Below are 26,535 nucleotides of genomic sequence, written 5' to 3' on the forward strand. Positions count from 1 at the left end.
GCCGCAGGCCGGGCCTGCGGGCGGCATCAGTCCTCAATACCACGCTGGGCGGGAATGCCGGCCTGGAAGGCGTGCTTGACCAGTTCCATGCGCGTGACGGTATCGGCCACGGCAATGATTTCCTCGGGGCAGCGCCGGCCCGTGAGCATGACGTGCACATGGCGCGGGCGGTCGGCCAGGGCCTGCAGCACGGGCTCCAGCGGCAGCCAGCCGTAGATCAGCGGATAGGTGATTTCGTCGAGCACGACCAGGAAGTGATCGCCCGAGAGGATGGCGGTGCGCGCACGCTCCCAGCCCTCGCGCGCGATCTGGGCCGACCGCTCATGGTCCTGGCTCTTCCAGCTGAAGCCGTCGCCCAGTCCCTCGATGGGCATGCCCAGCTGCTCGAACATGCGGTGCTCGCCAAAGCGCGCGGTGGGCACCTTCATGAACTGGAAGATCTTGACGGACTTGCCCCGGCCATGCGCGCGCAGGGCCAGGCCGAAGGCCGCCGTGCTCTTGCCCTTGCCGTCGCCGGTGTTCACCAGCACCAGGCCACGGCGTTCGCCTTCGGGCTTTTCATAGGGCTTTTCCGTCGGGGCCTGTTCAATCTGCATGGGTCTGTCGTCCTCAAAAGTTGCACACGCTGCGGCGGGCATGCGCCGCAGCGGAGCGCCACTTTAACCGAGGCGCACGCCCAGCCGGCGCTGCAGGGCACGCACGGCGCTGTCCACCGTGGTGAGCACGGGCAGGCCCGTGGCGGCCTCGCAGGCGGCGCGGGCACGCGCCATGCTGAACTGGGCCAGCGCAATGCGCGTGCAGCCACGCGCAGCCAGGGCCCTGGCCTGCTCGACCACCAGGCGGTCATGCGTGGCGGTGTCGCCGCGGTTGAGCGCGTCCATGGCGCCATCGGCCAGGGCAGGCACCAATTCGATGCTGGCCGGGAACTCCGGCGGCATGGACTGCAGCGTGGGCGCGAAGCTGGAGATCAAACCCAAGGCCCCCTGCTGGCCCTGCACGGCCTCCTCGATCATGGCCTCGTTGGGCTTGAGCACGGGCAGCGGCGCATGGCGCGCGGCCACGGCCTCGATGCAGGGGCCAAAGGCCGAGCAGGTGAACAAGATCCCCTGCGCGCCCGTGTCCACGGCGTACTGCGCCAGGCGCTGGAAGCGCTCGTGCATGGCGGCGTCCAGCCCGCGCCCGTTGCGCGCCAGGTCGGCCGAGAGGCTGTCGTCCAGCAGGTTCATGCGTACCGCCTCGGGCCAGTCGCGCGCAAAGGCTTCGTTGATGGGAGCGACGGAATGGCTGAGGGCGTGGATGAGGGCGATGCGGGTCATGGATTGGGGGAATCTGAAAAGGAAAGGAATTATTGGGGCGCCAGCCGGGTGAACTGGGAGCGCGGCAGCAGGCGCTTGAAATCGGCATCGAAGCTGACCACATGCTCGCCCTGGTGGATGGCGGCAGCGGCCAGCCAAGCGTCCGGTACGTCATTGGCGGAAAGCGCCTTGTCGGCGCACAGTTGCCTTAACGCCGGCCATTCGGCACCCAGCACGGCCTGCTCGACGCCGGGCGATGCCAGCAATGCGTCAACGAAGCGCAAAGCCTCGACCATAGGAGTCGGGTTGACGAAGATCTTCGGATGCGTGACCAGGCGCAGAAAGTTCGCCACCACCATGGGCTGCAATTTCAGCAGCACGCCCTGGTTGGCATCGGCCATGGCCTGCTCCAGCCAGTCGCGGGCCACCGAATGATGGGGGTGGTCGCTGCGCGATGCCGCAACCAGCAGGTTGACATCGGGCGTCATGGTTGATCCTGCTGACCGGCGGCATCCAGCAGCGCGCGGTTGCTCAGTGCGTCCAGCCCCGGTGCCAGTCCGCCCTTGCCGTGGTAGACGGGAAGGCGCACGCGCCGGGCAGGCGCCTGGGCCTTGCGCAAGCGCAATTGCAGGCCCTCCTCGATCAGGCGCGTCAGGCTGGTGTGCTGCTGTGCCGCATAGGTCTTTGCTTCGGTCAGCAATGCATCGTTGAGGTCAAGCGTGGTCTTCATGACGGCCCCCAGAGCAGGAATTTCGTACAGATTTCTCGCACAGATCCTTTGCAAAGATCTTTCGTACAGATTTCTGTATGTTAGAAAAATTCCGCTGGCAGGACAACCAGGCCGGCCTGCGCCCTTCAGAGGCCCTTGGACGAGGGATGAGCGAAGGATGGGCGAAGGCATCATGCCCCTCACCACGCGGTCCACGATGGCCTTGGCCTCGTCCCCGATACGCCTTCAGCGATTCAGGTGTTCCCTGCAGCCTTTCGCGCCGATGACGATGCCGGTCAGAGATTCTTCGGCGTGTGTCATGGGCTCTGCACCCAGAGTGCCAATCTGCAGGATGACGTTGCGCCGCATTCCAGAGCCGGTATTCATGCCTCCGCCATGAAGCACCTTCGGGTGGATCGCCACGATCTGGCCTGGGTCACACTGCACGGTGACGGTGTCGGCCGGATCGGGAGTGGGCCAGGTGCCACTCACCTTCTGCTGCTGCGCCTCCTGGTCGGAAATGCGATGAGTGCCCGCATCAAAGCAGGTGGCACCGCTCTCCACCGACATGCCATCCAGGCAGATCATCAGACGAACAAAGCTGGAATCCCTGGTGCAGAAATACCCATTGGGATAATCGCGGTGCCAGGAGATCGACCGTCCGAATCCGGGATTCTTGACGGTCACGTTCATGAAATGGACCACTGCCTCGTCCACGCCAAGAAGCGTCGTTGCCGCCGAGACAAGCGCGGCATCGTGAAGTGTCTCTGCGAAGACTTCATCAAAGCGGGCGGGATCTCCAACAATGAAGATCGAGTTTCCGGTAAGGGCACCATCCAAGCCGGCGCGCTTGCTGGCCGGCAGATCTTTCTCGTACACCAACAGCTCGTCCAGCGCCGGATCCAGTGTCCTGGCCTGCGCATGGCGCTGGATGGCTTCAACAGATGCCACCAAGCTGTCGAGAAGGCCCTTCTCCATGGGTCTTGGCCAGATGACAAATCCCTGCTGTTCAAACATCTCCAGTGCATCGGCAAGCATCGAAAAATTCCTCCACCCTCTTTTTCCGTGAAGCGCTATTTCACCCTGTTGGGGCAGAAAAAGAGATGTATCGCAGTCTGAAAATTCAGCATGCCAATGCCGAAGCCGCCATTTGCGCCACAGCCATCGCAGCGCCAGGATCGTCACCGTCTTCCATGCTCCAGACGGCAGACAGTCCCGACCAGGCCAGCACCCATTGCAACAGGCGCCTTTGCTCCATGCCCGAGACTTCGGCAATGGTGGCCATGCGGTGCGCAAACCGCCCCGGCGCCAGCGCGCTGGCGCGGTCGGGATTGCTCAGGATGTTGGCGTAGTCAAAGCCGCGCTCGCCGTGCAGGCCCTTGGGGTCGATGGCCAGCCAGCCCAGGGGGCCGAAGTCCAGCACATTGCCGTGGTGAAGGTCACCATGCAGCACGGTCACGTCGCGCGGTGCGGCCAGCAGCTCGCGTGCCGTGGTGGCGCACAGGCCGAGCAGGCTGGCGGTTCCATGGCCTTGTGCAAGCAATGCATGGAACCACTGCGTCAGCGGCACCAGGGGTGGCAACGCCTTGGCGCGCGGTAGGTGCAGGCGCTTGGCAGCGGTGCACAGGATGCGCGTGGCCTGCTCATCGCGCACGCCACGGGCCATGTCCACCAGCGATTCGGGTCCTGTGGCGCGCAGCATCAGCAGGGCCGGCCCTTCATGGGCCAGCACAGGCGCGGCGCCGTCGCCATTCCACCAGGCCATCAGGCGGGCACCGGCCACTTCTTCGGGCTCCAGCGCAATCTTGAGCATGGCGGGCGTGACGCCCTGGCGCACGGGCAGCAACACACCGCGCGGCGTGGACAGGGGCTGGCCATCGATGGTCAGAGCCCAGCGACTCAGATACGGCGCATGGAGAGACATTTTTTCCGACAGGCAATCAGGGAGCTGCGGCTTGCCCCCGCAGCCGTGGCAGGGCCAGCCACTGCCCGTCGATGGCGCGGATGCGCAGCCGGTGCTCGAACACGGCCTCCAGCGCCGCATGCGTGGCCAGGTCGGCGCAGGCCCCCTGGTGCACCACTTGCCCCTTGTCGAGAATGACCAGGTCCTGGGCCTGCACGGCCATCGATATCTCATGCAGCACGCTGACCACGGTGCAGCCCTGGGCGACCAGGGCCTGCACGCATTCCAGCCAGTCGGCCTGGTGCGGCGGGTCGAGGTTGGCCAGGGGTTCGTCCATCAGCAGCACGCGGGCCTGCACGGCCAGGGCGCGCGCCAGCAGCACGCGCTGGCGCTCGCCGCCCGAGAGACTGCCCACGCTGCGCATGCGCCAGTCCCAGCCCTGGGTCTGGCGCAGGGCCTGCTCCACGGCGGCATGGTCTGCCTGGCTGGGCGCAGCCAGCCAGCCCTGGTGCGGCAGGCGGCCCAGCATGACCACGTCATGGACCCGCATGTCGCCGGCCACGGGCTGGTTCTGGCCCAGCCAGGCGAGCGAGCAGGCCCGTTCGCGCGCACTCCATTGCCGCAGCGGGCGGCCCAGGAGCTCCACCTCGCCTTGCACGCCAGCGCCGGATTCCATGCCTGCAAGGGCGCGCAGCAGCGTGGATTTGCCTGCGCCATTGGGGCCGACGATGGCGGTCCAGCGGCCGGCGGGCAGGGCCAGGCTCAGGCCGCCCAGGACCTGTCGATCGCCCAGGCGAACCTTCAGGGCGCGCGCTTGCAGGGCGGGGGCCGTCATGCGCCCTCCCCGCCGCGCAGGGCGTGGCGGCGGTGCATGAGCCACAGCAGGTAGCTGCCGCCCAGCAAGGCCGTGAGCGCGCCCACGGGCAGCTCCTGCGGGGCGATGAGCCAGCGCGCCAGCAGGTCGGCGGCCAGCAGCAGCACGGCGCCCATGCCCGCGCTGAGCACCAGCAGCCAGCGGTGCATGGACCGCACCATGGAGCGCACCAGATGCGGCGCGGCCAGGCCGACGAAGGCGATGAGCCCGGTCTGCGCCACGGCCGTGCCCGTGGCCAGCGCCAGCAGCAAGATGAGCACCATGCGCAGCGGCGCCAGCGGCAGGCCCAGGCTGTGGGCCGTGGCCTCGCCCAGGGACAGGCCGTCGAGCACGCGGCCCAGGCACCAGGCGCCCATGGCGGTGGCCAGCAGCACGGCCAGCATCAGCGCGCAGGCGCCCCAGCCGATGAAGGAGGTGCTGCCCAGCATGAAGGCCTGCATGGCCTGCATGATGTCCGGGTTCATCAGCAGCACCAGCGATGCGGCCGCTCCCAGCACCACCCCCACCACCACACCGGCCAGCAGCAGGCGCATGGTGTTGTGCACGCCCTGGGCCAGCACCAGGGTCAGCAGCACGGCCAGGGCTGCGCCCGCAAAGGCCGCGCCCGTGACACCCAGGCGCGCCAGGCCCGCGAGTGCAAAGGGCGAGGCGCCCAGCGCCGCCATGCTCAGCGCCACGCCCAGCGAGGCGCCCGAGGCGCTGCCCAGCAGATAGGGATCGGCCAGCGGATTGCGGAACACGCCCTGGGCAATGGCCCCGGCCAGCCCCAGCAGGCCGCCGGCCAGCCAGGCGCCCGCCGTGCGCGGCAGCCGGATCTCGGTGACGATCTGCCAGGACAGCGGATCGCTGCGCGCGGCCCACACGCTTTCCCAGCCCGTGCTGCCCACGCCCGCACCCAGCAGCATGAGCAGGGCGCTCACGGCCAGCAGGGCCAGCGCCATCCAAGGCGCCGCCAGGCCGCTGTGGTGCCTGCGGGCCTGCCTCACCGTGCGGCCCCGTTCAGGCAGCGCGCCATCAGCGCGGCGCCCTCGGCCATGCGTGGTCCGGCGCGCACCAGCACGTCCAGCTCGGCCGGTTCAAAGCGGCAGACGCGCCCGGCCTGCATGGCGCGCATGCGGCCCCAGCCCGGATAGGGCTCGCCCGAAGTGCCCAGGCTGCGGTCGCCGCCCAGGATGAAGTCCGGGTCGGCGCGCACCACGAATTCAGGGTTGATGCGCGGGAACGGCCCCAGCTGCGCGCCCACGATGTTGCGCATGCCCAGGCGCGCCAGGGTCTCGCCGATGAACGAGGACTCGCCTGCGGCAAAGGGGCCGCGGTTGACATCGAAATACACGGTCTGCCCGCGCAGCGCGGGGGCCATGCTGCGCTCCACCTCCTGCATGCGCGCCTCGATGGCGGCCCAGACCCGGTCGGCACCCTGCTCGGGCGGCAGGTCCAGCAACTGGCCCACGGTGCGCAGCACGGCCTGCGCATCGGCATGGGTGCGCGGCTCCAGCGCCACCACCTTGAGGCCCAATGCCTGCAGCCGCGCCACCGAGCGCGAAGCCATGGACACCAGCACCAGATCGGGCTTGAGCGCGACGATGGCCTCGATGTTGGGATCGATTCCGCCGCCCATCACGGGCAGGGTCTTCACATGGGCCGGCCAGTTCGAATAGCGGTCCACGCCGACCAGGCGCTGGCAGCCGCCCAGCTCGCACACGGTCTCGGTCAGCGAGGGCAGCAGGCTGACGATGCGCTGCGGCGGCTGTGGCAGCTCCACCGGAACGCCCCGCCCGTCCGTGACCCGGATGGCAGCCTGCGCCGCAGACAGCGCCAGTGCCAACGCCAGGCCCCACAGGGCGGGACGCCATGGCCTCACGGCTGCGGGCCCTTGAGCGCCAGCGGCAGGCCGGCGCACATCAGCGTGACGGTTTCGCAGCTTTGCGCCGCACGCTGGTTGAGCACACCCAGCGCATCGACGAAGGCACGCACCTGCGATCCCAGCGGAATCACGCCCAGGCCGATCTCGTTGCCGACCAGGATCACCGGGCCGGGCGCAGCTTGCAAGGCGGCCAGAAAGGCCGTGCATTGGCCCTCCCATCCACGCGCCAGTTCCTCGGAAGGCTGGGCCGGCATCATCCAGTTGGTCAGCCACAGCGTCAGGCAGTCCACCACCAGCAGGCGCTGCGGCGTGCTGTGCCGCGCAAGCATGGCGGCCAGGTCCAGCGGCTCCTCAAGCGTGGCCATGCCGGGCACGCGCTCGGCGCGGTCGCGCCGGTGGCGGGCGATGCGCTCGCGCATTTCGTCGTCCCAGGGCTGGCCGGTGGCGATCAGCGCGGCCTCGCGGTCCGGTGCGCCATCGAGCCAGGCGCGCGCCAGCAATTCGGCGCGGCGCGACTTGCCGCTTTTTTGGCCGCCCACAATGAGCTGGCTGCGGGGAAGCGAAACGGTGGAGATGGGCTCGGTCATCACGCGGTCCCCGGATGAATGTCGGCGCCCAGCAGCGCGGCCACGGCACGCGGCTGCGAGGCAAACCAGGCATGGAAATAGCTGGCATGCACGCTGCCGTGGCGGTACAGCGCCTCGCCCCGGTCGGGATGGGCGTCCTGTCCCGGACGGCTGCTGCGCCCGGCCTCGGTCATGGAAGTCTCCAGCCGGCTGTAGTGAAAGGTGTGCCCGCGCAGCAGGCCCCAGGGCGTGGGCAGCTGCAGCATGCCCAGTCCGGCCAGGCGCGGCTGCATGCAGGCATGGCCGGGCAACAGGCCCCAGAGGTCCGTGGTCCGGCCCGCGGTGTCGGTCAGTCGATCGCACAGCGCCAGCATACCGCCGCACTCGGCCCAGACCGGGCGGCCGGCAGCCACGTGGCCGGCGATGTCGCCGCGCAGCGCGGCATTGGCGGCCAGAGCATCCAGGTGCAGCTCGGGATAGCCGCCGGGCAGCCACAGCGCATCGCAATCCGGCAGGCGCTCGCCGGCCAGCGGCGAGAAAAACGCCAGCCGCGCGCCCATGGCACGCAGGCAGTCGAGGTTGGCCGCATAGATGAAGCTGAAGGCCGCGTCGCGCGCCACGGCCACGGTGCGGCCCGCCAGCCAGGGCTGCACCTGCTCGGTGCGTTCGGCAGGCAGCTCAAAATCCACGGACCAGTCCTGCCAGCTGGCGCCCTGCCCCGGCCCGGCCTGCCAGGGCAACTGGCCCAGCGGCGTAGCCTGCAGCGCATCGGCGGCCACGTCCAGGCGCACCAGCGCATCGTCCAGTTCATGTGCGGCGACCAGGCCCAGGTGTCTTTCGGGCAGCAGCGAGGCGGCGCCTTTGCCCTGCACGCGCGCCAGCGCGCCCAGCCACAGCGAGGGATCGCGCAGGCCGGCACGCAGCAGATCGGCATGGTGGGCGCTGCCCACGCGGTTGGCCAGCAGGCCGGCCCAGCGCAGGCCCGGCCGATAGTGCTGCAGGCCATGGGCCAGCGCGCCAAAGGTGCCGGCCATGCCCGAGGCGTCGATGACGGCCAGTACCGGCAGGCCCAGCCGCTCGGCCACATCGGCCGCGCAGGGCGTGCCGTCGAACAGCCCCATGACGCCTTCCACCAGGATGAGATCGGCCTCGCAGGCGGCTGCGTGCAGGCGTGCACGCATGTCGGACTCGCCCGTCATCCACAGGTCTACGCTGTGCACGGGCGCGCCGCTGGCCAGTTCATGCCAGTGCGGATCCAGGAAGTCGGGGCCGCACTTGAACACGCGCACGCGCCGGCCCTGGCGCGCATGCAGCCGCGCCAGCGCAGCCGTCAGCGTGGTCTTGCCCTGGCCCGAAGCCGTGGAAGTGATCAGCAGCGCCGGGCAGCGTGCCCCGCCCTGGCCAAGGTCAATGTTCATGTGTTCGCTCCGCGCGGCGCATTGTAGTGCGCGCCCGCACCGCGGCCGCAACCAATGCTTACGCAATACATCCCGCCGAAGCAGACGAGTCCTACAGATGGCGCTACGATTTTGTGAGACAGTCTGGCGCTCGCTCTCCAATACCCGAGCAAGGCGCTGACGTCAAGCCGTGTACGCCTGCCTGTTACCAGGTTTCCTCGGATACTTCCACGGAATGTGCTCACTTCGTTCGCACGTCCTACAATCTCAGCGTCTATGACCTCCCAGACTTCCCTCGACCACATTGCAGAGCGCGTGGAGCGCCTGCTGGTTCGCCACGAGGAACTGCAACGCACCAATGCGCTGCTCGCCGAGCAGGTGGCGGCCCTGACCCAGGAGCGTGATTCGCTGCGCTCGCGGCTCAACGCCGCCCGGGCCCGCGTCGATGCCCTGATCGAGCGCCTGCCCTCCAACCAGGGGGCCTGACCCCTTCGCAACCGCCGACGCCCCGAACGCCCATGAAGCAGATCGAAGTGCAAATCCTGCAGCAAAGCTATGTGCTGACCTGCCCCGATGGCCAGGAAGAGCGTCTGCTCGAAGCCGTGCGCCGTGTGGACACGGCCATGACCCGCATCCGCGACAGCGGCAAGGTCCGCTCCCGCGAGCGCGTGGCCGTGCTGTCCGCGCTGAACATGGCCTTCGACGTGCTGGACCGCGAAGCCCAGGAAAGCGCCATGGCCACGGCCCAGGCCGAGATGCAGTCCCTGCATGACGAGGCCGCTTCCCAGCACAACGCCCCATCCCAGCCGCCCGAGCCCAGCCCCGAGGAGCTGGCCGAGCGTGCGCGCCAGCAGGCCCTTGCCGAGCAACTGGTGCTGCGCCTGGACCAGGCCCTGGAGGGCGATGCGCGGCTGATCTGAGCCTGGGCCGCCGCTGCCTTTCCTTGCCCCGCACGACAGCCTCTTCGGAGGCTGTTTTCATTGCATCGCCCATGTCAATGAAAAGCCCATGCCGTTCAAAGAACTTGATCGCGGGCCTGATCAACGGCCTTAGAATGGAGGCGTCTGCAAACCCGCCGGGCTTTATAGTTCCTTGGACCAATGCTCTATGAGCCCGGGCTTGGTACATTGCCATTCGAGCGTGATCGTCTCGCGTCAGATGAACCCAACGTCTGGCTGCCCTTGCCCCCCTGAACCCCGGTTCAGGATGACGGCCCGGTGGTCTTTGCAGACACCTGATTCCAACCCGGCGCACCTCCACGGTGCGCCGGGTTTTTTGTTGCCCGCCCCTCCACTACCGATCTGCCGCCGCATGCCTGATCTGCTGTTTCTCGAACTGGCCCTGCTGGGCCTGTGCTCCGGTTTCCTGGCCGGCCTGCTGGGAGTGGGCGGCGGCATGGTGCTTGTGCCGTTTCTGACCTACTTTCTCGACAAGCGCGGGGTCGGCCCGGACCTGTCCGTGAAGATGGCGATCGCCACGGCCATGGCCACCATCGTGTTCACCTCGATCTCCAGCCTGCGCGCCCACCACGGTCGCGGCGCCGTGCGCTGGGACATCGTGCGCAGTCTGGCGCCGGGCATCATCACGGGCGGGCTGCTGGCCAGCCTGGGAGTCTTCGCACTGCTGCGTGGCAAGTACCTGGCGCTGTTCTTTGGCGTGTTCATCGGCTACATGGCGCTGCGCATGCTGCGCAGCAACAGCCAGCCCACGGCCACGCGCGCCCTGCCGGGGCCGCTGGGGCTGTACGGTGCCGGCACGGGCCTGGGCTTCATCTCGGGGCTGGTGGGTGCGGGCGGGGCCTTCATCAGCGTGCCCTTCATGATGCGCTGCTCGGTGCCCATGCACATGGCCGTGGGCACCAGCGCGGCGCTGGGCTTTCCGATTGCCGTGGTGAATGCGGCAGGCCTGATCTTCACAGGCGCCGGTGATGCGGGACGCCCCGAATACTCGCTGGGCTACCTGTGGCTGCCGGCCCTGCTGGCACTGGCCTGCTGCAGCGTGCTGACCGCACCGCTGGGCGCGCGGGCCGCGCACCGGCTGCCCGTGGCCCAGCTCAAGCGGATCTTCGCCACGCTGCTGTTCGGCCTGGCGGCCTACATGCTCTGGAAGGGCTTGAGCGCGGGCAGCTGAGCGCTTGCCACCTGGGCCATTCTCTGCCGGTAGGCGATGGCGCCAATGCCGGCGCGCTGGGCTTGCAGGCATTCGCCGAATTGCTCGCGCGGCAGGCCCGGCGCGCACAGAAAGCCCTGGAAGTAGTGGCCCTGCATGCGGTGGATGGCCGTCAGCTGCTCGTGCGTTTCCACGCCCTCGGCCACGATCTCCACGCCCAGCGCCAGCCCCAGGCTGATGATGGCGCCGACGATGGCCTGGTCGCCCTCGTCGCTGGGCAGGCCGCGCACAAAGCTCTGGTCGATCTTGATCTTGGAGATGGGCAGCTTCTTCAGATAGGCCAGGTTGGAGTAGCCGGTGCCGAAGTCGTCGATGACCATGCCCACGCCCAGATCGGCGATCTGGCATACGCGCAGCGCCATGTCCTGTGCATCCTGCAGCAGGATGCTTTCGGTCAGCTCCAGCTCCAGCAGATGGGGTTCCAGGCCGTAGCGGCGCAGCAGCTCGGTCACGCGCTCGACAAAGCCCGACTGGCGAAATTCCAGCGCCGAGACATTGACCGACACCTTGATCGGCATGCCCTGCTTCTGCCAGCGCGCAGCCTCCTGCACCGCCTGCTCCATGACCCAGGCGCCCAGCGTGACGATGTAGCCCGACTCCTCGGCCAGCGGAATGAAGACACCGGGCGAGACCACGCCGAATTCGGGGTCGGTCCAGCGCAGCAGCGCCTCGGCCGCGACGATGCGGTCGCTGTCGATGTGCACCTGGGGCTGGAAGTACACGGCCATGCGGCCATGCTCCAGCGCCTGGCGCATGGCATGCTCCAGCTTCATGCGCGACAGCAGGCCCGCGCTCATTTGCGGCTGGTAGAAGCTGAAATGGCCCCGGCCCCGCTCCTTGACGCGGTACATGGCCGTGTCGGCCTGGCGGATCAGCTCGTCCAGCGTGAGGCCGTCGGCCGGGTACTGGGCCACGCCGATGCTGCACTGCACGGAAAAACCCAGGCCGTCGAGCAGGAAGGGTCGCTCCATCTCCTGCAGGATGCGCCTGGCCACCGCGGCAGCCAGCTCGGCGTTGCAGCCGTGCAGGTAGAGCACGAACTCGTCGCCGCCCAGGCGGCACAGGATGTCTACCGGCCGCATGCAGTCGCTCAGGCGCTGTGCGACCAGCTTGAGCACTCGGTCGCCGAACTGGTGGCCCAGCGAGTCGTTGATGATCTTGAAGCGGTCCAGGTCGATGAACAGGATGCTGAACACCGTGCCGCCTGCGCGTGCGGCCTCGATGGCCGCATCCACGCGCTCCGTGAGATTGAGCCGGTTGGGCAGGCCGGTGAGCGCGTCGCTGTAGGCCAGCTGTTCGATGCGCTGCTGTGCCACGCGCTGCTGGGTGAGGTCGCGCATGAAGCCGATGCTCTGCACCACGTCGCCCTGCGCATTGCGCAGCGGCACCCAGGACAGGCGCACGGCGCAGCGCGCACCGCCGGCCTGGCGCAGCCACAGGTCGCCCTCCCAGAAGCCGCCTTGATGCCACTGTATGCGGGCCAGGTCGCCCAGCGTGTCGGATGGGTCTTCGGTGGCTTCGAACAGCGATTCCACCGTGCGGCCCTGCACGGGCATGCCGCCCAGCAAGCGTTCGCAGGCCGGGTTGGTGCGTGCCACGTCCATGTGGTCATCGGCGATGAAGATGCCGTCCAGGCTGGACTCGAAGACCCGCGCAGCCAGCTCCAGGCCCGCCTGGGTCTGGGCCTCGGCCGTGATGTCGCGGAAGGAGAAAATGCGCCCCATGGGCAGGCCCCGGCGCAGCTGGGGCACGGCGCGGCGCTCCAGAATGCGGCCGTCGCGCAGGTCCAGTACGTCGGACGCTTCCATCAGGGGCTGGGCCGACAGCAGCTTCAACTGCTGCGCGTAGGACTCGGCATCGCGCACCTGGCCGGCCAGGTGATCGAGGATGGCCGCGTCGTTGCGGCGCACCAGCAACGCCTCGGGAATGCCCCAGAGCGTGGCGAATCGGTGGTTGAAGGCGCGGATGCGGCCATCGGGATCGCACACCAGGATGGCGTCGGCGGCCGACTCCAGCGTGGCGCGCAACTCGCCCAGCAGGCTTTCGAATTCGGCCTCGTGCAGCGCCTGCTCGCGCCGGTCCAGCATGCTGACCAGGAGCACCTCGCCGTCGAGCGCGCGCACGCGCATCTCCACAGGCGCCAGCTGGCCGTCGGCACGGCGCACCTCGGAAATGAACTGGGCGCCGGCCTGCCAGTTGAAAGGGTCGCTCCAGAACGCCTGCTGCTGCGGCGTGGCGGCCAGCACCTGCACGGGCAGTCCCACGGCGGCATCGGTCTCATAGCCGGTGACGGATTCGCTGGCAGCGTTGGCGCGCAGCACCTTCAGGCTGCGGGCATCGATCAGCCACAGCGCCTCCTGCAGTGCATCGAGCAGGCGGGGCCAGGCGCGGTTGAGCGCTTGCTTGTTCAAGACGCCACCTTCGGCGGATCCAATTCCACCGCCCGTTCAAAGTAATAGCAGACACGCCGGCGCGGCGACAGATAGTCCAGCGCGTCGCGCGGCAACTGCGCAGGAGCCACGCCCCGGCGTATGCCCAGCGCGGGAAACAGCTCCAGCGCCAGCACGGGCGCCTGGGCGGCCGGCACGCTGGCGTCATGGACCATCACCGAAGGCTTGAGCGGCCGCGATGCATTGACGGACATGACCATGGCATGGCGCCCATCGGTCAGCTCCACCACCGAGCCCGGCGGGAACACGCCCATCATGCGGATGAAGCCATTGAGCACGGGCGCGGCGAACTTGTCGCGCAGCCGGCTGAACAGCATGGACAGCGCCTCGTGCGGCGTGTGCGGCGTCTGCGCATCGCCGGGATTGCACAGGCGGTCATAGGTGTTGACCAGGGCCAGGATCTGGCCCGTGAGCTCCATGTCCTCGGCCACCAGGCTCAGCGGGAATCCCGTGCCGTCGGCCCATTCATGGTGCTGTGCGATGGCGGTGGTGACCTGGGCCGACAGGCCCATGCGCATGGCGATGGCCACCGATTCACCCACATGGCGCTCGTAGCGGTCGCGCAGCGCGTCGGGCACGGAAGACTCCAGGGCCAGGCCGTGCATGCCTTCGGCGCCGGCCACCGGCTTGCCGGCATCGTGCAGCAGCGCCGCCAGGCCCAGGTCGCGCAGCAGCGCAGCCTCCAGGCCCAGGGCGCGGCCCAGCAGCAGGCCGAGCACGGTCACGTTGACGGCATGCACGCTCTGGTTGCTGCCCACGCCATCGGACAGGAGGTGAATCGCCACGTCCTGCGGGCCGGCCAGTTCGGCCAGGCAGCCGTCGACCAGGGCTTCGGTGGGCATGCGCGCCTGCTCGGGCGCGCTGGCAAGGGTGGTTTCGATGGCCACATAGCCACGCTCCACCTTCTGAAAGCGCGCATTGCAGTCCTCCAGCCGGCCGCGCCAGTTGGGCACGGACAGCAGCAGCGGCGCTGCCGGTGCAGGTTCCTCGGCGGGTTCGGCTGCAGCGGCCGCCACAGCGGGCAGCGGCTGCGGCGGCGGAGTGCGCACCTCGGCCGGCCAGGCGTCGCTTTTGTGCGGAACGCAGCGCACCGCCTCCAGGCCCAGGGATTTCAGGGTCTGGATCTGTGCGCTGGAGGTGATCTTGAAGCTGCTGACCGGAAAGGGATGGTTCAGCCATCCAACATCGAGCTGGACAAACATGCCCGGACGGAGGTCTCGGATATCGATGAGGACGGAATGGTTCACGCGCGGCAACGGCCCCGAGGCTGAAGGAATCGGCAAATGTAAGCCGATGATTCGGGCATTATCTCCAGTTCTGAGGGCCTTGCAGGCAATCCGCGACCCTCAGGACCAAGTCTGTCCCCCGCTGTTGTTCATCGGCACCAGAGACTGGGCTTGTAGATCAGGTCCATCCACAGCGCCCACACGGCCACGCCCACCAGCATCAGGCCGGCCAGCCGCGTGCCCCATTCGGCACGCAGGCCGTTCAGGCGCTGGCGGCCCAGCCGCCACAGCCAGGGGCCGGCCACCAGCCACAGCCCGCTGCCCACGCCAAAGGCCGCCATGGCCGATGCGCCCTGCAAGGGGCCACCGCTGAGCGCGGCGACCAGCACGGCCGAATACAGCAGTCCGCAGGGCATGAGCGCCCAGGCATAGCCCGCCGCCAGCGTGCCGCCAGGGGCGGACACCCAGGGCTGCACGCGCCGCCAGGCGGCGCGGCCCGCAGACTCCAGCCAGGCGGGCTGGCGGGCCTGCACCATCATGGCCAGGCCCCAGGCCATCACGGCGACATGGGTCAGCGTCCAGAACGGCTGCAGCGCCGTGGTCTGGCTGGTGAGCCAGGACAGGCTTTCCATGGCCAGCGCCGAGGCAGCGCCCAGGCTGGCATAGCCGGCCAGCCGCCCGCCATGGAACAGCGCCGTGCGCAGCCACAGCCGGCTTTGCAGTCCATGGACGGCGACCACCTGCCCACCACCCTGTACCGTGCCCTGCCCCGCCCCGCCCGTGACCACGCCGCAGGGCGCGGCGCACATGGCAAGGCAATGGGGCCCGCCGACGAGCCCCATGATCAAAGCGGTCCAGAGCAGCGACAACAGCATGGGGCCTAGATGATCCTCGAAAACCGCGCCCGGTTCTTGTCGGCCTGCAGATATCGGTCAAACAGCATGGCCACGCCACGCACGAAGTACCAGCCCATCGGCGTGACCTGGAAGCCCTCGTCGCTGATCTGCACCAGCCCCTTGGCCTGCAGGTCCTGAAGCGCCGCCAGCTCGGGGGCGAAGTACTCGCGAAAGCCCAGCAGCCAGGCCTGCTCCATGGGCTCGAACAACACGGCGCCCTGGCACATGATGGCCATGATGACGGCGCGCCGCACCAGATCATCGCGCGACAGTGCCAGGCCGCGCACCACGGGCAGGTGGCCGGCGTCGATGGCGTCGTAGTACTCCTCCAGCGTCTTGGCGTTCTGGCTGTAGCTGGCCCCCACCTTGCCGATGGCCGACACGCCCAGCGCAATCAGGTCGCAGTCGGGCTGGGTGCTGTAGCCCTGGAAGTTGCGATGCAGCCGGCCCTGGCGCTTGGCCACGGCCAGCGCGTCCTCGGGCAAGGCGAAGTGGTCCATGCCCACGTAGACATAGCCGCCCTCCATGAAGGCCGCGATGGAGCGCGAGAGCATGGCCAGCTTGTCGGCGCCCTGGGGCAGGTCCTCGGCCGCGATGCGCCGCTGCGGCTTGAAGCGCTCGGGCAGGTGGGCATAGGCATAGAGCGCGATGCGGTCGGGCCGCAGCGCATTGACCTGGGCCAGCGTGCGCTCGAAGGACTCGGGCGTCTGCTTGGGCAGGCCGTAGATCAGGTCCACGTTGATGGAGGCAAAGCCCAGCTGCCGTGCCGCTGCCACCAGCGCGAACACCTGCTCGGCCGGCTGCACGCGGTGCACGGCGATCTGCACCTGTTCGTCGAAGTCCTGCACGCCGAAGCTCAGGCGGTTGAAGCCCAGCTCCTTGAGCACGGCCAGGCGTTCGACGCTGACGGTGCGCGGATCGACCTCGATGGAGTATTCGCCGCCCGGCTCCAGCTTGAAATGCTCGCGCAGCAGGGCCATCAGCGTGCGCAGCTCATCGTCCGAGAAGAAGGTGGGCGTGCCGCCGCCCAGGTGCAGCTGGCTGACGGCCTGACCCTTGCCGCAATGGGCCGTGTGCAAGGCCATCTCGCGCGCCAGGTAGTCCAGGTAGACGGCAGCGCGATCGTGGTGGCGCGTCACGATCTTGTTGCAGGCGCAGTAGTAGCACAGCGACTCGCAGAACGGCACATGCACATACAGCGACAAAGGCATGGCCCGCGCTGCGGTACTCGATTTGCGGTGCTCAAGTGCCAGGATATAGTCTTCAGCACCGAAAGCCTCCACGAAACGATCGGCAGTGGGGAACGAGGTGTATCGGGGCCCCGGTACGTCGAAGCGACGCAGCAGCTCTGGGGTGACAGCGGTCATGGGTTTTTTCCTCTAATGTCGTCCACTGTGCCGCAGCCCATTGGCCGCGTCCTTGACTCATATCAAGAGTTGTTCGCGGCAGTGCTGCGACAATTTGATCCAACTCATCGCCATCCACGAGGTCACCGCCGGCGCACTGCTGCGCCGCTGATGTTTACTCCATGAACCTTCAGACCATCAAAGCATCCTGTTCCAATTGCAACCTGCGCGAGCTGTGCATGCCCATGGGCCTGGATGCCGAGCAGATGCAGCGCATCGACGACATCGTGGCCACGCGCCGCAAGGTCAAGCGCGGCGGCCTGCTGTTTCGCAACGGTGAGTCCTTCACCTCGCTGTACGCCATCCGCACGGGCTTCTTCAAGACCTGCGTGGCCACCGAGGACGGGCGCGACCAGGTCACGGGCTTTCAGATGGCCGGCGAGATCATCGGCCTGGATGGCATCGTCAACGACCACCACACCTGCGATGCGGTCGCGCTGGAAGACGCCGAGGTCTGCGTCATGCCCTTCGACAAGCTGGAGGACCTGTCGCGCGAGGTCACGGCCCTGCAAAACCATGTGCACAAGGTCATGAGCCGCGAGATCGTGCGCGAGCATGGCGTGATGCTGCTGCTGGGCAGCATGCGTGCCGAGGAGCGCCTGGCCGCCTTCGTGCTCAACCTGGTGCAGCGCCTGCACGCCCGGGGCTTTTCCAAGTCGGAACTGGTGCTGCGCATGACGCGCGAGGAAATCGGCAGCTACCTGGGCCTGAAGCTGGAGACGGTGAGCCGCACCTTCTCGAAGTTTGCCGAGGAAAACATCATCGAGGTGCGCCAGCGCCATCTGCGCATCCTGGACACGGACGCGCTCAAGCGCATCGTCAACAGCCAGCAGTGCCAGTGAGGCCGCAAGGCCCCACCCCCCGGCAATGAACAAGGCCCGCTGTCGCGGGCCTTTTTCATTGCCATTGCAGTGCACGCAGGTTCAATCGCGCCCCAGGCCCTGCATGGCCAGATTTGGGTCCGGCTCGGAGACCACGCCGTCGTTGAGATCGTGCGTGGAGCGTCCCAGCATGGTGGTCATGAGGCTGGACAGCATGGTCACGCCCCAGAAGGCGAAGAAGGCCAGCGTGTAGATTCCCTGCCGCGACCAGCCCAGGTCGCCGAGCCAGTGCAGCTCCAGCGGGTCCACGAAGGCGAATACCAGCATCTCCATCACGGCGGCGGCCAGAAAGGCCGGCCAGGCAATCCACATCCAGCGTTGGGCCAACATCAGCGATCTCCTTGAGCTGTCGAGGGGTGGCTTTCATTGTGCGCGCCGCCCGCGCACCGTGCCAAGCCCTGCGCACCCTGCACTGCCTGTAGGAAACCCTTGGCCCTCGCGCATGCTGGAGATGCCATCCACCATGCAAAAAAGGCCGCGACTGCGGCCTTGTGCACGGCATTTTCCTGCGTTCAGCGGTCCGTGGGATGGTCCTGCGCGGGCGTGGCCGCGTGGTTGCGGCCGGTGACCGCGGGCGCCAGGCTCTTGGGCACTTCACGCACGCCATCGGCACGCTCGTTGATGGTGATGCCATTGCGGTAATAGTCAGGATCGATCACGGGATCGGCGCCATTGATCGCAATGACGGCCGTGACCACGCCAGCCACCACGACGGCGGCCGGGCCGGCCACCACGAGCCAGACATGGGCGAACTTCCACCAGGGCTTGCCGGCGTCCGGATGCGAAGGGGCCGTGGCGGGCGCGGAGACTGCGGGACTGGAAGACATGGATAACCTCTTTCTTTCAAACAGCCGGCGCAGCCTGGGCGGTGCCGGCCAGACATATCACCGGGGCACCAGGAAGACGGCCTTTTCGGACGCGCGTCCCGCGCCTGAATGCACGGCATCGATATCGAAGAATACGGTGTGCGAGCCCGGCTCGGCGGAACCGTAGGGAATCTGCAGCCGCGCCGCAATGCCGCGCGTCTCGGCCGGGCCGACCTCGACCTCCTGCTCGGACGCCAGCTCCAGCCCGTCGAGGCCATGGGCGCTGATGCGGTAGCGCTGGGCCTGCTCGGTGGCATTCATGATCTGCAGGCGGTAGACATTTTCCAGCTTGCCGCCCGCGACGATGCGCGACAGCGACGCCCGGTCGCGTATCACGTCGACCTTGACCGACTGGCGCAGCGCCAGGCTCACGATCATGGCCATGCTCAGGCCGATCAGCACGGCCGAGTAGACCAGTACGCGCGGACGGAAGATGCGGCGCAGCACCTGGGCCCGCCGCCACAGGCCGGCCATGGCGTTCTGCGTGGTCAGCCGGATGAGGCCGCGCGGATACTCCATCTTGTCCATGATGGAATTGCAGGCGTCTATGCACAGACCGCAGCCTATGCATTCGTACTGCAGGCCGTTGCGGATGTCGATGCCCACGGGGCAGACCTGCACGCACATCTTGCAGTCGATGCAGTCGCCCAGGCCCTGGGCCTTGTAGTCCACCTTCTTGGTGCGCGGCGCGCGCGGCTCGCCCCGGCCCGTGTCGTAGCTGACGATCATGGTGTCGCGGTCGAACATGGCGCTCTGAAAGCGCGCATAGGGGCACATGTACTTGCAGACCTGCTCGCGCATGTAGCCGGCGTTGCCATAGGTGGCGAAGCCGTAGAACAGCACCCAGAAGACCTGCCAGCTGCCCTGCAGCGCCAGCAGCTCGCCGCCCAGCTCGCGGATGGGCACGAAGTAGCCCACGAAGGTGAAGCCGGTCCACAGGGCAATGGCAATCCACAGCAACTGCTTGAGCGACTTCTTCCAGAGCTTTTCAAAGGTCCAGCCGTTCTTGTCCAGGCGCATGCGCGCGCTGCGGTCGCCCTCGACCTTGCGCTCCACCCACATGAAGATTTCGGTGTAGACCGTCTGCGGGCAGGAAAAGCCGCACCACAGGCGACCGGCCACGGCCGTGAACAGGAACAGCGCCAGCGCCGAAATGATCAGCAGGCCCGCCAGGTAGATGAAATCCTGCGGGTACAGCACCAGCCCGAACAGGTAAAAGCGCCGCGCCCCCAGGTCGAACAGCACCATCTGGCGCTGCCCCCATTCCAGCCAGGGCAGGCCATAGAAAACCAGTTGGGTGAGAAACACCAGAGCCCATCGCCAGCGTGCGAAGACACCGCTGATGGAGCGCGGGTAGACCTTCTTCTCGGACTCGAACATCGACACCAGCTGGCCCGGGTCCGGGTCGGCAGGCGTGATCGGAATGACTTTGCGGGGAGGCTTCCCGGCATCATCCCCGTTCTCGGGCTTCATGGTGGGTTCCTTGGTTTTTTGGAATATCTGAAAACTCAAAAGGCAAAAAGGCGGCGCCGCAGCGCCGCCCCCTGTCCTTATTGACGGACTGCGCCGTCTTTGTGCGACATGCCCCAGACATAGGAGGCAAGCACCGCGATCTGCGCCTCGGTCAGCTTGTCCTTCTGGGCAGGCATCTCGTTGTGCTTGCCGTTGTTGATCATGGCCGTGATGGCGGCCTCGCCCCAGCCGTGCAGCCAGATGTCATCGGTCAGGTTGGGCGCGCCCAGGGCCTGGTTGCCCTTGCCGTCCATGCCATGGCAGGCGGCGCAGGCCGTGAACTTGGACTTGCCCAGCGAAGCCTTGAGCGAGTCGTGCGGGCTGCCCGACAGGCTCAGCACATAGTGCGAGAGGTTGCGCACATCGTCGGGCGTGCCGACGGCAGCGGCCATGGGCGGCATGATGCCGATGCGGCCCGCCGTGATGGTTTCCCTGATCTTGTCGGGCGTGCCGCCATGCAGCCAGTCGCCATCGGTCAGGTTGGGGAAGCTCTTGCCGCCGCGTGCATCCGAGCCGTGGCACTGCGCGCAGTTGTTCATGAACAGGCGCTCGCCAATGGCCATGGCCTGGGGGTCCTTGGCCATGTCTTCGGTGCTCATGCTCGTGAACTTGGCGTACAGCGGCTCCAGGTCCGCGCGGGCCTTGGCCATCTCGTTTTCATAGGCGCCCAGCTGCGTCCAGCCCAGCTTGCCCGCGAACGAGCCCAGGCCCGGATAGGCCGCCAGGTAGGCGAAGCCGAACACCGAGGTGATGATGAACAGCCACATCCACCACTTGGGCATGGGGTTGTTCAGCTCGCGCAGGTCCTCGTCCCAGACGTGGCCCGTGGTGTTGTCGGCCGAGGGGACCACCTTCTTGCGTGCGGTGAGATACAGCAGCAGCAGGCAGCCGATGATGCCGCCCAGCGTGATCGCCGTGACATAGATCGACCAGAAGTTGTTTACGAAATCGCTCATGGGAAGTTCTCGTTCTGGTGGAGGGACTCAGTCTTGCTCGAACGGCAGCTGGGCGGCCTCTTCGAAACGGGCCTGGTTGCGGCGGGCGAACGCCCACCACCAGATACCGATGAAGCAGGCCAGAGAGGCCAGCGTGGCCACGATGCGCATGGTGGTGATGTCCATGTCGCTCTCCTTTACTTGACCGAACGGCCCAGCACCTGCAGGTAGGCGATGACGGCGTCCATTTCCGTCTTGCCCTTGACCTGCTCGGCGGCGCCGCTGATTTCCTCGTCGCTGTAGGGCACGCCCACCTTGCGCAGCGCGCTCATGTGCTGGGCGACCACGGTGTCATCCACCTTGTTCTTCTCCAGCCAGGAGTAGGCAGGCATGTTGGACTCGGGCACCACGTCGCGCGGGTTGTTCAGGTGGATGCGGTGCCATTCGTCGCTGTACTTGCCGCCCACGCGGTGCAGGTCGGGACCCGTGCGCTTGGAACCCCATTGGAAGGGGTGGTCGTAGACGAACTCGCCCGCCACCGAGTAGTGGCCGTAGCGCATGGTCTCGGCGCGGAAGGGGCGGATCATCTGCGAGTGGCAGTTGTAGCAGCCCTCGCGCAGATAGACGTCGCGGCCCATCAGCTGCAGCGGCGTGTAGGGCTTGAGGCCCGCCACCGCTTCCGTGGTCGACTTCTGGAAGAACAGCGGAACGATTTCCACCAGGCCGCCGACGGCGACCACCAGCAGGGTCAGCACGATCAGCAGGAAATTGTTGGTTTCCACCTTCTCGTGGGAAAAGCTCTTGGGAGCGCTATGGTTGTGATCGGACATGAGTAATGCTCCTAGACGCTCAGGCGTGGGCCACGACGGCAGGCACGGCCACCTTCACGGAACGGCCGGAGATCGCGGTCTTCCAGGTGTTCCACAGCATGACCAGCATGCCGCCCAGGTACAGCAGGCCACCGGCCACGCGGATCACGTAGAACGGATAGCTGGCCTTGACGCTTTCGACGAAGGTGTAGGTCAGCGTGCCATCGGGATTGACGGCGCGCCACATCAGGCCCTGCATCACACCGGCGATCCACATCGCGGCGATGTACAGCACGATGCCGATGGTGGCCATCCAGAAGTGCAGCTCGATGGCGCCCACCGAGTGCATCTTGGTCTTGCCGAACAGGCGCGGGATCAGGTAGTACAGCGAGCCCATGGTGATCAGGCCCACCCAGCCCAGGGCGCCCGAGTGAACGTGGCCCACGGTCCAGTCCGTGTAGTGCGACAGCGCGTTGACGGTCTTGATGGACATCATCGGACCTTCGAACGTGGACATGCCGTAGAACGACAGCGACACGATCAGGAAGCGCAGGATGGGATCGTCGCGCAGTTTGTGCCATGCGCCCGACAGCGTCATCACGCCGTTGATCATGCCGCCCCAGCTGGGAGCCAGCAGGATCAGCGAGAACACCATGCCCACGGACTGCGTCCAGTCGGGCAGCGCGGTGTAGTGCAGGTGGTGAGGACCCGCCCACATGTAGGTGAAGATCAGCGCCCAGAAGTGGACGATGGACAGGCGGTAGCTGTAGACCGGACGGCCAGCCTGCTTGGGAATGAAGTAATACATCATGCCCAGGAAGCCTGCGGTCAGGAAGAAGCCCACGGCGTTATGGCCGTACCACCACTGCACCATGGCATCCTGCACGCCGGCGTAGGCCGAGTAGCTCTTCATCCAGCCGGCCGGAATGGCCGCGCTGTTGACGATGTGCAGCAGCGCCACGGCGATGATGAAGGCGCCGAAGAACCAGTTGGCCACATAGATGTGACGGACCTTGCGGATGCCGATGGTTCCGAAGAACACGATGGCATACGAGACCCAGGTCACGGCGATCAGCAGGTCGATCGGCCACTCCAGCTCGGCGTACTCCTTGCCCTGGGTGTAGCCCAGCGGCAGGCTGATCGCGGCGGCGAGAATGACGATCTGCCAGCCCCAGAAGGTCAGGCTGGCCAGCTTGGGCATGAACAGCCGCGTCTGGCAGGTGCGCTGCACCACGTAGTAGCTGGTTGCGAACAGCGCCGATCCGCCAAAGGCAAAGATCACGGCGTTCGTGTGCAGCGGACGCAGGCGTCCGTAGCTCAGCCATGGAATGCCGAAGTTGAGTTCCGGCCAGGCCAGCTGCGAGGCGATCAACACCCCGACAGCCATGCCCACCACTCCCCAGACGACGGCCATGATAGAGAACTGCCTTACGACGGTATCGTCGTAATAGACAGCGTTGTTATTTGAACTATCCATCGTGCACCCCTTAGATTGCTATCAAAGTGTTACTTTCTTCGCTGTCGGGCGTGTTGACCCACGTCAATCGTCCCGAAGAATGCGTTCGCCCTCTTGTTCCACGCTCTCGAATTGCCCGCGATAGACGGCCCACCACAGGGCCGCGAGGATGGCGAGCACAAGCACCACCGACAGCGGGATCAGTAAATAGAGAATGTCCATAGTCAGAACCTCCCCACCGTTGCGGTGGAGCCCGTCGGCATGGTGACGGACGCTGCGGGCGCAGCAGGCGTGCCCGTGTGATTCGTCAAGGCCAGTGGAAGGCTGCGCGCAAGGCGCGCGGCGTTGAGCACCACCAGCAGCGAACTCAGTGCCATTCCCAGGCCGGCCACCCAGGCAGGCATGAAGCCCGCCAGGGCCAGTGGAATCGACACCGCGTTGTAAGCGGCAGCCCAGGCCATGTTCTGGCGCACCACCTGCAGTGTGCGGCGCGACAACAGACATGCCTGGAGCACCAGTTCCAGGCTGTCGCCCAGAACAACGAAATCTGCGCGCGATTGTGCCAGCGGCACTGCTCTACCAAAAGCAAAAGAGACATGCGCTCCAGCTAAAACTGGGCCGTCGTTGAGGCCGTCGCCCACCATGGCCACATGGTGGCCGGCTGCCTGCGCCTGCTGCAGCCGCTCCAGCTTGTCCTGCGGGCTGCAGCCGCCGTGGGCCTGGGTGATGCCCACGCGCGCCGCCATGGCGCGTGCGGCGTCCTCTCGGTCGCCGGACAGCAGCATCACGGCGATGCCCTGCTTCCCGAGCGCCTGCACGACGGCGGCGGCCTCGGGCCGCACGTCCTCGCTGAGTACAAAACGCGCCAGCGTATGCCAGCCCTGTTCGGTCTGCTCGGCCAGCAACACGCCCTGCACGGGCTGCTCGCCCGCCACGCCCGCATGCAGGGCCGATCCCAGGCGCAGATGGCGGCGTTCGCCCGGGCCCTGCACCCAGGCGTCCAGGCCCAGGCCTGCCACTTCCTGCATGGTGTCCAGCTTCCAGTGCGTCGCGGCATGGGCGCCAGCCTGCGCGATGGCGCGCGAGGCCGGGTGCATGGACTGGCGCGCCAGCAGCGCCGCCAGCGCCAGCACCTCGTCGGCATCCTCGCCGCGCGCAGGCTCGAACGAGGACAGCGCCAGGCCGTCGCGTGTGAGCGTGCCGGTCTTGTCGAACACCAGGGTGTCCACGGCGGCCAGCGCTTCCAGGCCCTGCAGGTTGCGCACCAGCACGCCGCTGCGCGCCAGCGTGCCGGCGGCCGTGAGCATGGCCACGGGCGTGGCCAGCGACAGCGCGCAGGGGCAGGTGACGATGAGCACGGCCACGGCCACCATCATGGCCTTGCCGGGATCGGTGGGCCACCACCAGATGGCAGCGCCCAGCGCGGCCAGCAGCACCACGACCAGGAAGGGCCGCGCCACCTTGTCGGCCAGCTGGGCCAGGCGCGGCTTTTGCAGCGAGGCGCTTTCCATGAGACCCACGATCTGGGCAAAGCGCGTGTCGGCCCCCACGCCGTCCACGCGCACATCGACCACGGCGTCCAGGTTGTAGCTGCCGGCAGTGACGCTGTCGCCCTCGGCACGCAGCACGGGCGTGGACTCGCCCGTGAGCAGGGCCTCGTCGGCATGGGTGCGGCCGCGCACGATGGTGCCGTCGGCCGGGAAGGCCTCGCCGCTGAGCACGCGCACCAGGTCGCCGGCACGCAGGCGGCGCGTGGCCACGCGCTCGAAATGGCCGGCCGCGTTCTCGCGCAGCACGGCATCGGGCAGGCGATTCATCACGGCTTCCAGCGCGCCGGCCGTGCGGTCGCGCAGCCGCAGCTCCAGCCAGCGGCCGGACAGCAGGAAGAAGACGAACATGGTCAGCGAGTCGTAGAAGACTTCCTCGCCGAAGGGCCCCGAAGGATCGAAGGTGCCCTGCGAGCTGATCACGAAGGTGATCAGCATGCCCAGCGCCACGGGCAGATCCATGCTCACGCGGCGCTGGCGTATGTCGCGCAGCGCGCTGGAGAAAAAGGGTCCGCAGCAAAACAGCACCACGGGCAGCGAGATGACCCAGGAGGCCCAGCGCAGCAGCGTCTCCATCTCCTGCGACAGGTCGCCGGGGCGGGCCACGTAGGCGGGCCACGCATACATCATCACCTGCATCATGCAAAAGCCGGCCACCAGCCAGCGCCACAGCGCACGGCGGCTTTCGGCCTGGCGGCGCTCGCGCGCAAAGGCATCGCGCGCAGGAAGCGCCTGGTAGCCGGCGCGCCGCACGGCCTCCATCCACTGGGACGGAAGCACCTGCTCGTGGCGCCAGGTGACTCGCGCGCGGCGCGTGGCTGCGCTGACTTCGGCCTTCTCCACCCCGGGCACGGCCCGCAGCGCATCCTCGATGGTCAGCGCGCATGCGGCACAGTGCATGCCCTCCAGAACGACGTGCGAATCCCAGGCAGGGAAATCGGTGGGTTCTTTGGAAGGGTCGGCGGGAGTTGCGGGGCCTGCGGGCCGTCCGAACGAACTCCACTCCTGCGGATCATCCAGCAGTCGGGCCGTGGCCTGCTGCGAGGGCGAGAGACCTGAATCAGGCGCCGCCACCGCCGCCTCGCTGGATGGGGCTGCAATGGTGTGGGGCATGGTTCTTAGCGTAATCGGGGGGCATGATAAGCGTATTGACATTAATCAACCGTTAACTCATGGTTGGGTCTATGCTGACTTCGTCCCACCCATCAGCACACACGAAAGGAGCACGCATGTACAACCGCATCCTGATCGCCACCGACGGTTCCGAGCTTTCCGACAAGGCCGTGGACAGCGGCCTGGGCCTTGCCGCCTTGTGCGGCGCCAGCGTGATCGTCGTCAAGGTGGTCCAGCACTATCCGCGCAGCTACTTCGAAGGCGGCGAAACCGTGGATCTCAAGCAGATCGAACGCATCGAAGGCCAGTGGACGGCCAACGCGCAGACCGTGCTGGATGCCATCCACGCCAAGGGCCAGGCGCTCAAGGTCCACGTGACCACGGAGATCGTCAAGTCCGACCTGGTGGCCGAAAGCGTGATCGACGTGGCCAAGCGCCGCGACTGCGACCTCATCGTCATGGCCTCGCACGGCCGCAAGGGCCTGCAGCGCCTGCTGCTGGGCAGCGAGACGCAGCACGTGCTCACGCACACCCACATTCCCGTGCTGGTACTGCGCTGAAGGGTAGCGGCAGCTTCGGCTTTCGCTGCACAAAAAAAGGCATCGGCGGCGCCGATGCCTTTTGCTTTTTCAATCAGGCCAGGGCGCGACCCGCGCCTTGG

General features: G+C 67.2%; 29 protein-coding genes. 5 read left to right on the forward strand and 24 right to left on the reverse strand.

What is annotated here, in order from left to right; genetic code table 11:
• Positions 1 to 26: 26 nt before the first annotated feature.
• The 11 genes from cobO to HFGMBDPB_RS19115 all read right to left on the reverse strand — a co-directional run bounded on the left by cobO (position 27) and on the right by HFGMBDPB_RS19115 (position 8,629).
• Entirely contained in the window at positions 27 to 596 is a 570-nt protein-coding gene (gene cobO, locus HFGMBDPB_RS19065; RefSeq protein ID WP_013803210.1) for a cob(I)yrinic acid a,c-diamide adenosyltransferase, read from the reverse strand.
• Between the two features lie 63 nt (positions 597 to 659).
• Entirely contained in the window at positions 660 to 1,316 is a 657-nt protein-coding gene (locus HFGMBDPB_RS19070; protein WP_047327134.1) for an aspartate/glutamate racemase family protein, read from the reverse strand.
• A gap of 29 nt (positions 1,317 to 1,345) precedes the next feature.
• Positions 1,346 to 1,783, reverse strand: coding sequence for a TA system VapC family ribonuclease toxin (locus HFGMBDPB_RS19075; protein ID WP_212646022.1), 438 nt, complete (start codon positions 1,781 to 1,783; stop codon positions 1,346 to 1,348).
• Entirely contained in the window at positions 1,780 to 2,025 is a 246-nt protein-coding gene (locus tag HFGMBDPB_RS19080; RefSeq protein WP_016453068.1) for a DUF6364 family protein, read from the reverse strand. The genes HFGMBDPB_RS19075 and HFGMBDPB_RS19080 overlap by 4 nt, the downstream gene beginning before the upstream one ends.
• A gap of 225 nt (positions 2,026 to 2,250) precedes the next feature.
• A complete protein-coding gene (locus HFGMBDPB_RS19085; protein WP_154834737.1) occupies positions 2,251 to 3,042 on the reverse strand; it encodes a phytanoyl-CoA dioxygenase family protein in 792 nt (263 codons plus the stop codon).
• 85 nt (positions 3,043 to 3,127) lie between these two features.
• The gene (locus tag HFGMBDPB_RS19090) at positions 3,128 to 3,928 is read right to left on the reverse strand and encodes an aminoglycoside phosphotransferase family protein (protein ID WP_154834738.1); all 801 of its coding nucleotides are present in this window, start codon (positions 3,926 to 3,928) and stop codon (positions 3,128 to 3,130) included.
• A 16-nt stretch (positions 3,929 to 3,944) separates the two neighbouring features.
• The gene (locus HFGMBDPB_RS19095; RefSeq protein WP_154834739.1) at positions 3,945 to 4,742 is read right to left on the reverse strand and encodes an ABC transporter ATP-binding protein; all 798 of its coding nucleotides are present in this window, start codon (positions 4,740 to 4,742) and stop codon (positions 3,945 to 3,947) included.
• Positions 4,739 to 5,722 (reverse strand): FecCD family ABC transporter permease, encoded by a 984-nt coding sequence (locus HFGMBDPB_RS19100; RefSeq protein ID WP_016453071.1) that lies wholly within the window; start codon positions 5,720 to 5,722, stop codon positions 4,739 to 4,741. The genes HFGMBDPB_RS19095 and HFGMBDPB_RS19100 overlap by 4 nt, the downstream gene beginning before the upstream one ends.
• A gap of 41 nt (positions 5,723 to 5,763) precedes the next feature.
• Positions 5,764 to 6,642 (reverse strand): ABC transporter substrate-binding protein, encoded by an 879-nt coding sequence (locus HFGMBDPB_RS19105; protein WP_212646023.1) that lies wholly within the window; start codon positions 6,640 to 6,642, stop codon positions 5,764 to 5,766.
• Positions 6,639 to 7,232, reverse strand: a complete 594-nt coding sequence (locus HFGMBDPB_RS19110) for a bifunctional adenosylcobinamide kinase/adenosylcobinamide-phosphate guanylyltransferase (protein ID WP_212646024.1) — start codon at positions 7,230 to 7,232, stop codon at positions 6,639 to 6,641. The genes HFGMBDPB_RS19105 and HFGMBDPB_RS19110 overlap by 4 nt, the downstream gene beginning before the upstream one ends.
• Positions 7,232 to 8,629 (reverse strand): cobyrinic acid a,c-diamide synthase CobB, encoded by a 1,398-nt coding sequence (locus HFGMBDPB_RS19115; RefSeq protein WP_212646025.1) that lies wholly within the window; start codon positions 8,627 to 8,629, stop codon positions 7,232 to 7,234. The genes HFGMBDPB_RS19110 and HFGMBDPB_RS19115 overlap by 1 nt, the downstream gene beginning before the upstream one ends.
• A gap of 255 nt (positions 8,630 to 8,884) precedes the next feature.
• Between HFGMBDPB_RS19115 and HFGMBDPB_RS19120 the strand changes: the two genes are divergently transcribed.
• The 3 genes from HFGMBDPB_RS19120 (at position 8,885) to HFGMBDPB_RS19130 (ending at position 10,738) form a co-directional block, all read left to right on the forward strand.
• Entirely contained in the window at positions 8,885 to 9,094 is a 210-nt protein-coding gene (locus HFGMBDPB_RS19120; protein ID WP_012204637.1) for a hypothetical protein, read from the forward strand.
• A gap of 32 nt (positions 9,095 to 9,126) precedes the next feature.
• Entirely contained in the window at positions 9,127 to 9,528 is a 402-nt protein-coding gene (locus tag HFGMBDPB_RS19125) for a cell division protein ZapA (RefSeq protein ID WP_016445211.1), read from the forward strand.
• Positions 9,529 to 9,919: 391 nt separating this feature from the next.
• Positions 9,920 to 10,738, forward strand: a complete 819-nt coding sequence (locus HFGMBDPB_RS19130) for a sulfite exporter TauE/SafE family protein (RefSeq protein ID WP_016445210.1) — start codon at positions 9,920 to 9,922, stop codon at positions 10,736 to 10,738.
• On the opposite strand, the gene HFGMBDPB_RS19135 is transcribed toward HFGMBDPB_RS19130, so the two are convergent.
• From HFGMBDPB_RS19135 to hemN, 4 genes are all read right to left on the reverse strand, one after another.
• A complete protein-coding gene (locus HFGMBDPB_RS19135; protein WP_016445209.1) occupies positions 10,702 to 13,188 on the reverse strand; it encodes a bifunctional diguanylate cyclase/phosphodiesterase in 2,487 nt (828 codons plus the stop codon). The genes HFGMBDPB_RS19130 and HFGMBDPB_RS19135 overlap by 37 nt on opposite strands.
• Positions 13,185 to 14,429 carry a cyclic di-GMP phosphodiesterase gene (locus HFGMBDPB_RS19140; protein ID WP_016445208.1) on the reverse strand — a complete coding sequence of 415 codons (1,245 nt, stop codon included), beginning with the start codon at positions 14,427 to 14,429 and terminating at the stop codon, positions 13,185 to 13,187. Before HFGMBDPB_RS19140 ends, HFGMBDPB_RS19135 begins: the two co-directional genes overlap by 4 nt.
• 173 nt (positions 14,430 to 14,602) lie before the next feature.
• Complete coding sequence (locus tag HFGMBDPB_RS19145; RefSeq protein WP_017406349.1) at positions 14,603 to 15,328, reverse strand: sulfite exporter TauE/SafE family protein; 726 nt, start codon at positions 15,326 to 15,328, stop codon at positions 14,603 to 14,605.
• Between the two features lie 5 nt (positions 15,329 to 15,333).
• Positions 15,334 to 16,716, reverse strand: a complete 1,383-nt coding sequence (gene hemN, locus HFGMBDPB_RS19150) for an oxygen-independent coproporphyrinogen III oxidase (RefSeq protein ID WP_026062632.1) — start codon at positions 16,714 to 16,716, stop codon at positions 15,334 to 15,336.
• Positions 16,717 to 16,877: 161 nt separating this feature from the next.
• On the opposite strand from hemN, the gene fnr reads away from it, so the two are divergent.
• Positions 16,878 to 17,597, forward strand: coding sequence for a fumarate/nitrate reduction transcriptional regulator Fnr (gene fnr, locus HFGMBDPB_RS19155; RefSeq protein ID WP_016445205.1), 720 nt, complete (start codon positions 16,878 to 16,880; stop codon positions 17,595 to 17,597).
• A gap of 81 nt (positions 17,598 to 17,678) precedes the next feature.
• Here fnr and HFGMBDPB_RS19160 read toward each other — a convergent pair whose 3' ends face one another.
• The 9 genes from HFGMBDPB_RS19160 to HFGMBDPB_RS19200 all read right to left on the reverse strand — a co-directional run bounded on the left by HFGMBDPB_RS19160 (position 17,679) and on the right by HFGMBDPB_RS19200 (position 25,874).
• On the reverse strand, positions 17,679 to 17,966 hold the full coding sequence (locus tag HFGMBDPB_RS19160; RefSeq protein ID WP_016445204.1) for a hypothetical protein: 288 nt from the start codon (positions 17,964 to 17,966) through the stop codon (positions 17,679 to 17,681).
• Between the two features lie 182 nt (positions 17,967 to 18,148).
• On the reverse strand, positions 18,149 to 18,463 hold the full coding sequence (locus HFGMBDPB_RS19165) for a FixH family protein (protein ID WP_016445203.1): 315 nt from the start codon (positions 18,461 to 18,463) through the stop codon (positions 18,149 to 18,151).
• Between the two features lie 57 nt (positions 18,464 to 18,520).
• Entirely contained in the window at positions 18,521 to 19,975 is a 1,455-nt protein-coding gene (gene ccoG, locus HFGMBDPB_RS19170) for a cytochrome c oxidase accessory protein CcoG (protein ID WP_016445202.1), read from the reverse strand.
• A gap of 77 nt (positions 19,976 to 20,052) precedes the next feature.
• Positions 20,053 to 20,970: a cytochrome-c oxidase, cbb3-type subunit III gene (gene ccoP / locus HFGMBDPB_RS19175; protein WP_016445201.1), complete on the reverse strand. Its 918-nt coding sequence runs from the start codon at positions 20,968 to 20,970 to the stop codon at positions 20,053 to 20,055.
• A 27-nt stretch (positions 20,971 to 20,997) separates the two neighbouring features.
• Positions 20,998 to 21,135, reverse strand: a complete 138-nt coding sequence (locus HFGMBDPB_RS19180) for a cbb3-type cytochrome oxidase subunit 3 (RefSeq protein ID WP_016445200.1) — start codon at positions 21,133 to 21,135, stop codon at positions 20,998 to 21,000.
• 11 nt (positions 21,136 to 21,146) lie between these two features.
• Positions 21,147 to 21,779, reverse strand: coding sequence for a cytochrome-c oxidase, cbb3-type subunit II (gene ccoO, locus HFGMBDPB_RS19185; RefSeq protein WP_016445199.1), 633 nt, complete (start codon positions 21,777 to 21,779; stop codon positions 21,147 to 21,149).
• A gap of 19 nt (positions 21,780 to 21,798) precedes the next feature.
• The gene (gene ccoN, locus HFGMBDPB_RS19190; protein ID WP_016445198.1) at positions 21,799 to 23,235 is read right to left on the reverse strand and encodes a cytochrome-c oxidase, cbb3-type subunit I; all 1,437 of its coding nucleotides are present in this window, start codon (positions 23,233 to 23,235) and stop codon (positions 21,799 to 21,801) included.
• Between the two features lie 63 nt (positions 23,236 to 23,298).
• Positions 23,299 to 23,436, reverse strand: a complete 138-nt coding sequence (gene ccoS, locus HFGMBDPB_RS19195) for a cbb3-type cytochrome oxidase assembly protein CcoS (protein WP_013803228.1) — start codon at positions 23,434 to 23,436, stop codon at positions 23,299 to 23,301.
• 2 nt (positions 23,437 to 23,438) lie between these two features.
• Entirely contained in the window at positions 23,439 to 25,874 is a 2,436-nt protein-coding gene (locus HFGMBDPB_RS19200) for a heavy metal translocating P-type ATPase (RefSeq protein ID WP_212646026.1), read from the reverse strand.
• 116 nt (positions 25,875 to 25,990) lie between these two features.
• Here HFGMBDPB_RS19200 and HFGMBDPB_RS19205 point away from each other — a divergent pair, with 116 nt between their 5' ends.
• Positions 25,991 to 26,434 carry a universal stress protein gene (locus tag HFGMBDPB_RS19205; RefSeq protein ID WP_016445196.1) on the forward strand — a complete coding sequence of 148 codons (444 nt, stop codon included), beginning with the start codon at positions 25,991 to 25,993 and terminating at the stop codon, positions 26,432 to 26,434.
• Positions 26,435 to 26,535: the final 101 nt, after the last annotated feature.

The organism is Delftia sp. PE138 (genome assembly GCF_018320755.1).
GTDB lineage: Bacteria > Pseudomonadota > Gammaproteobacteria > Burkholderiales > Burkholderiaceae_C > Comamonas > Comamonas tsuruhatensis.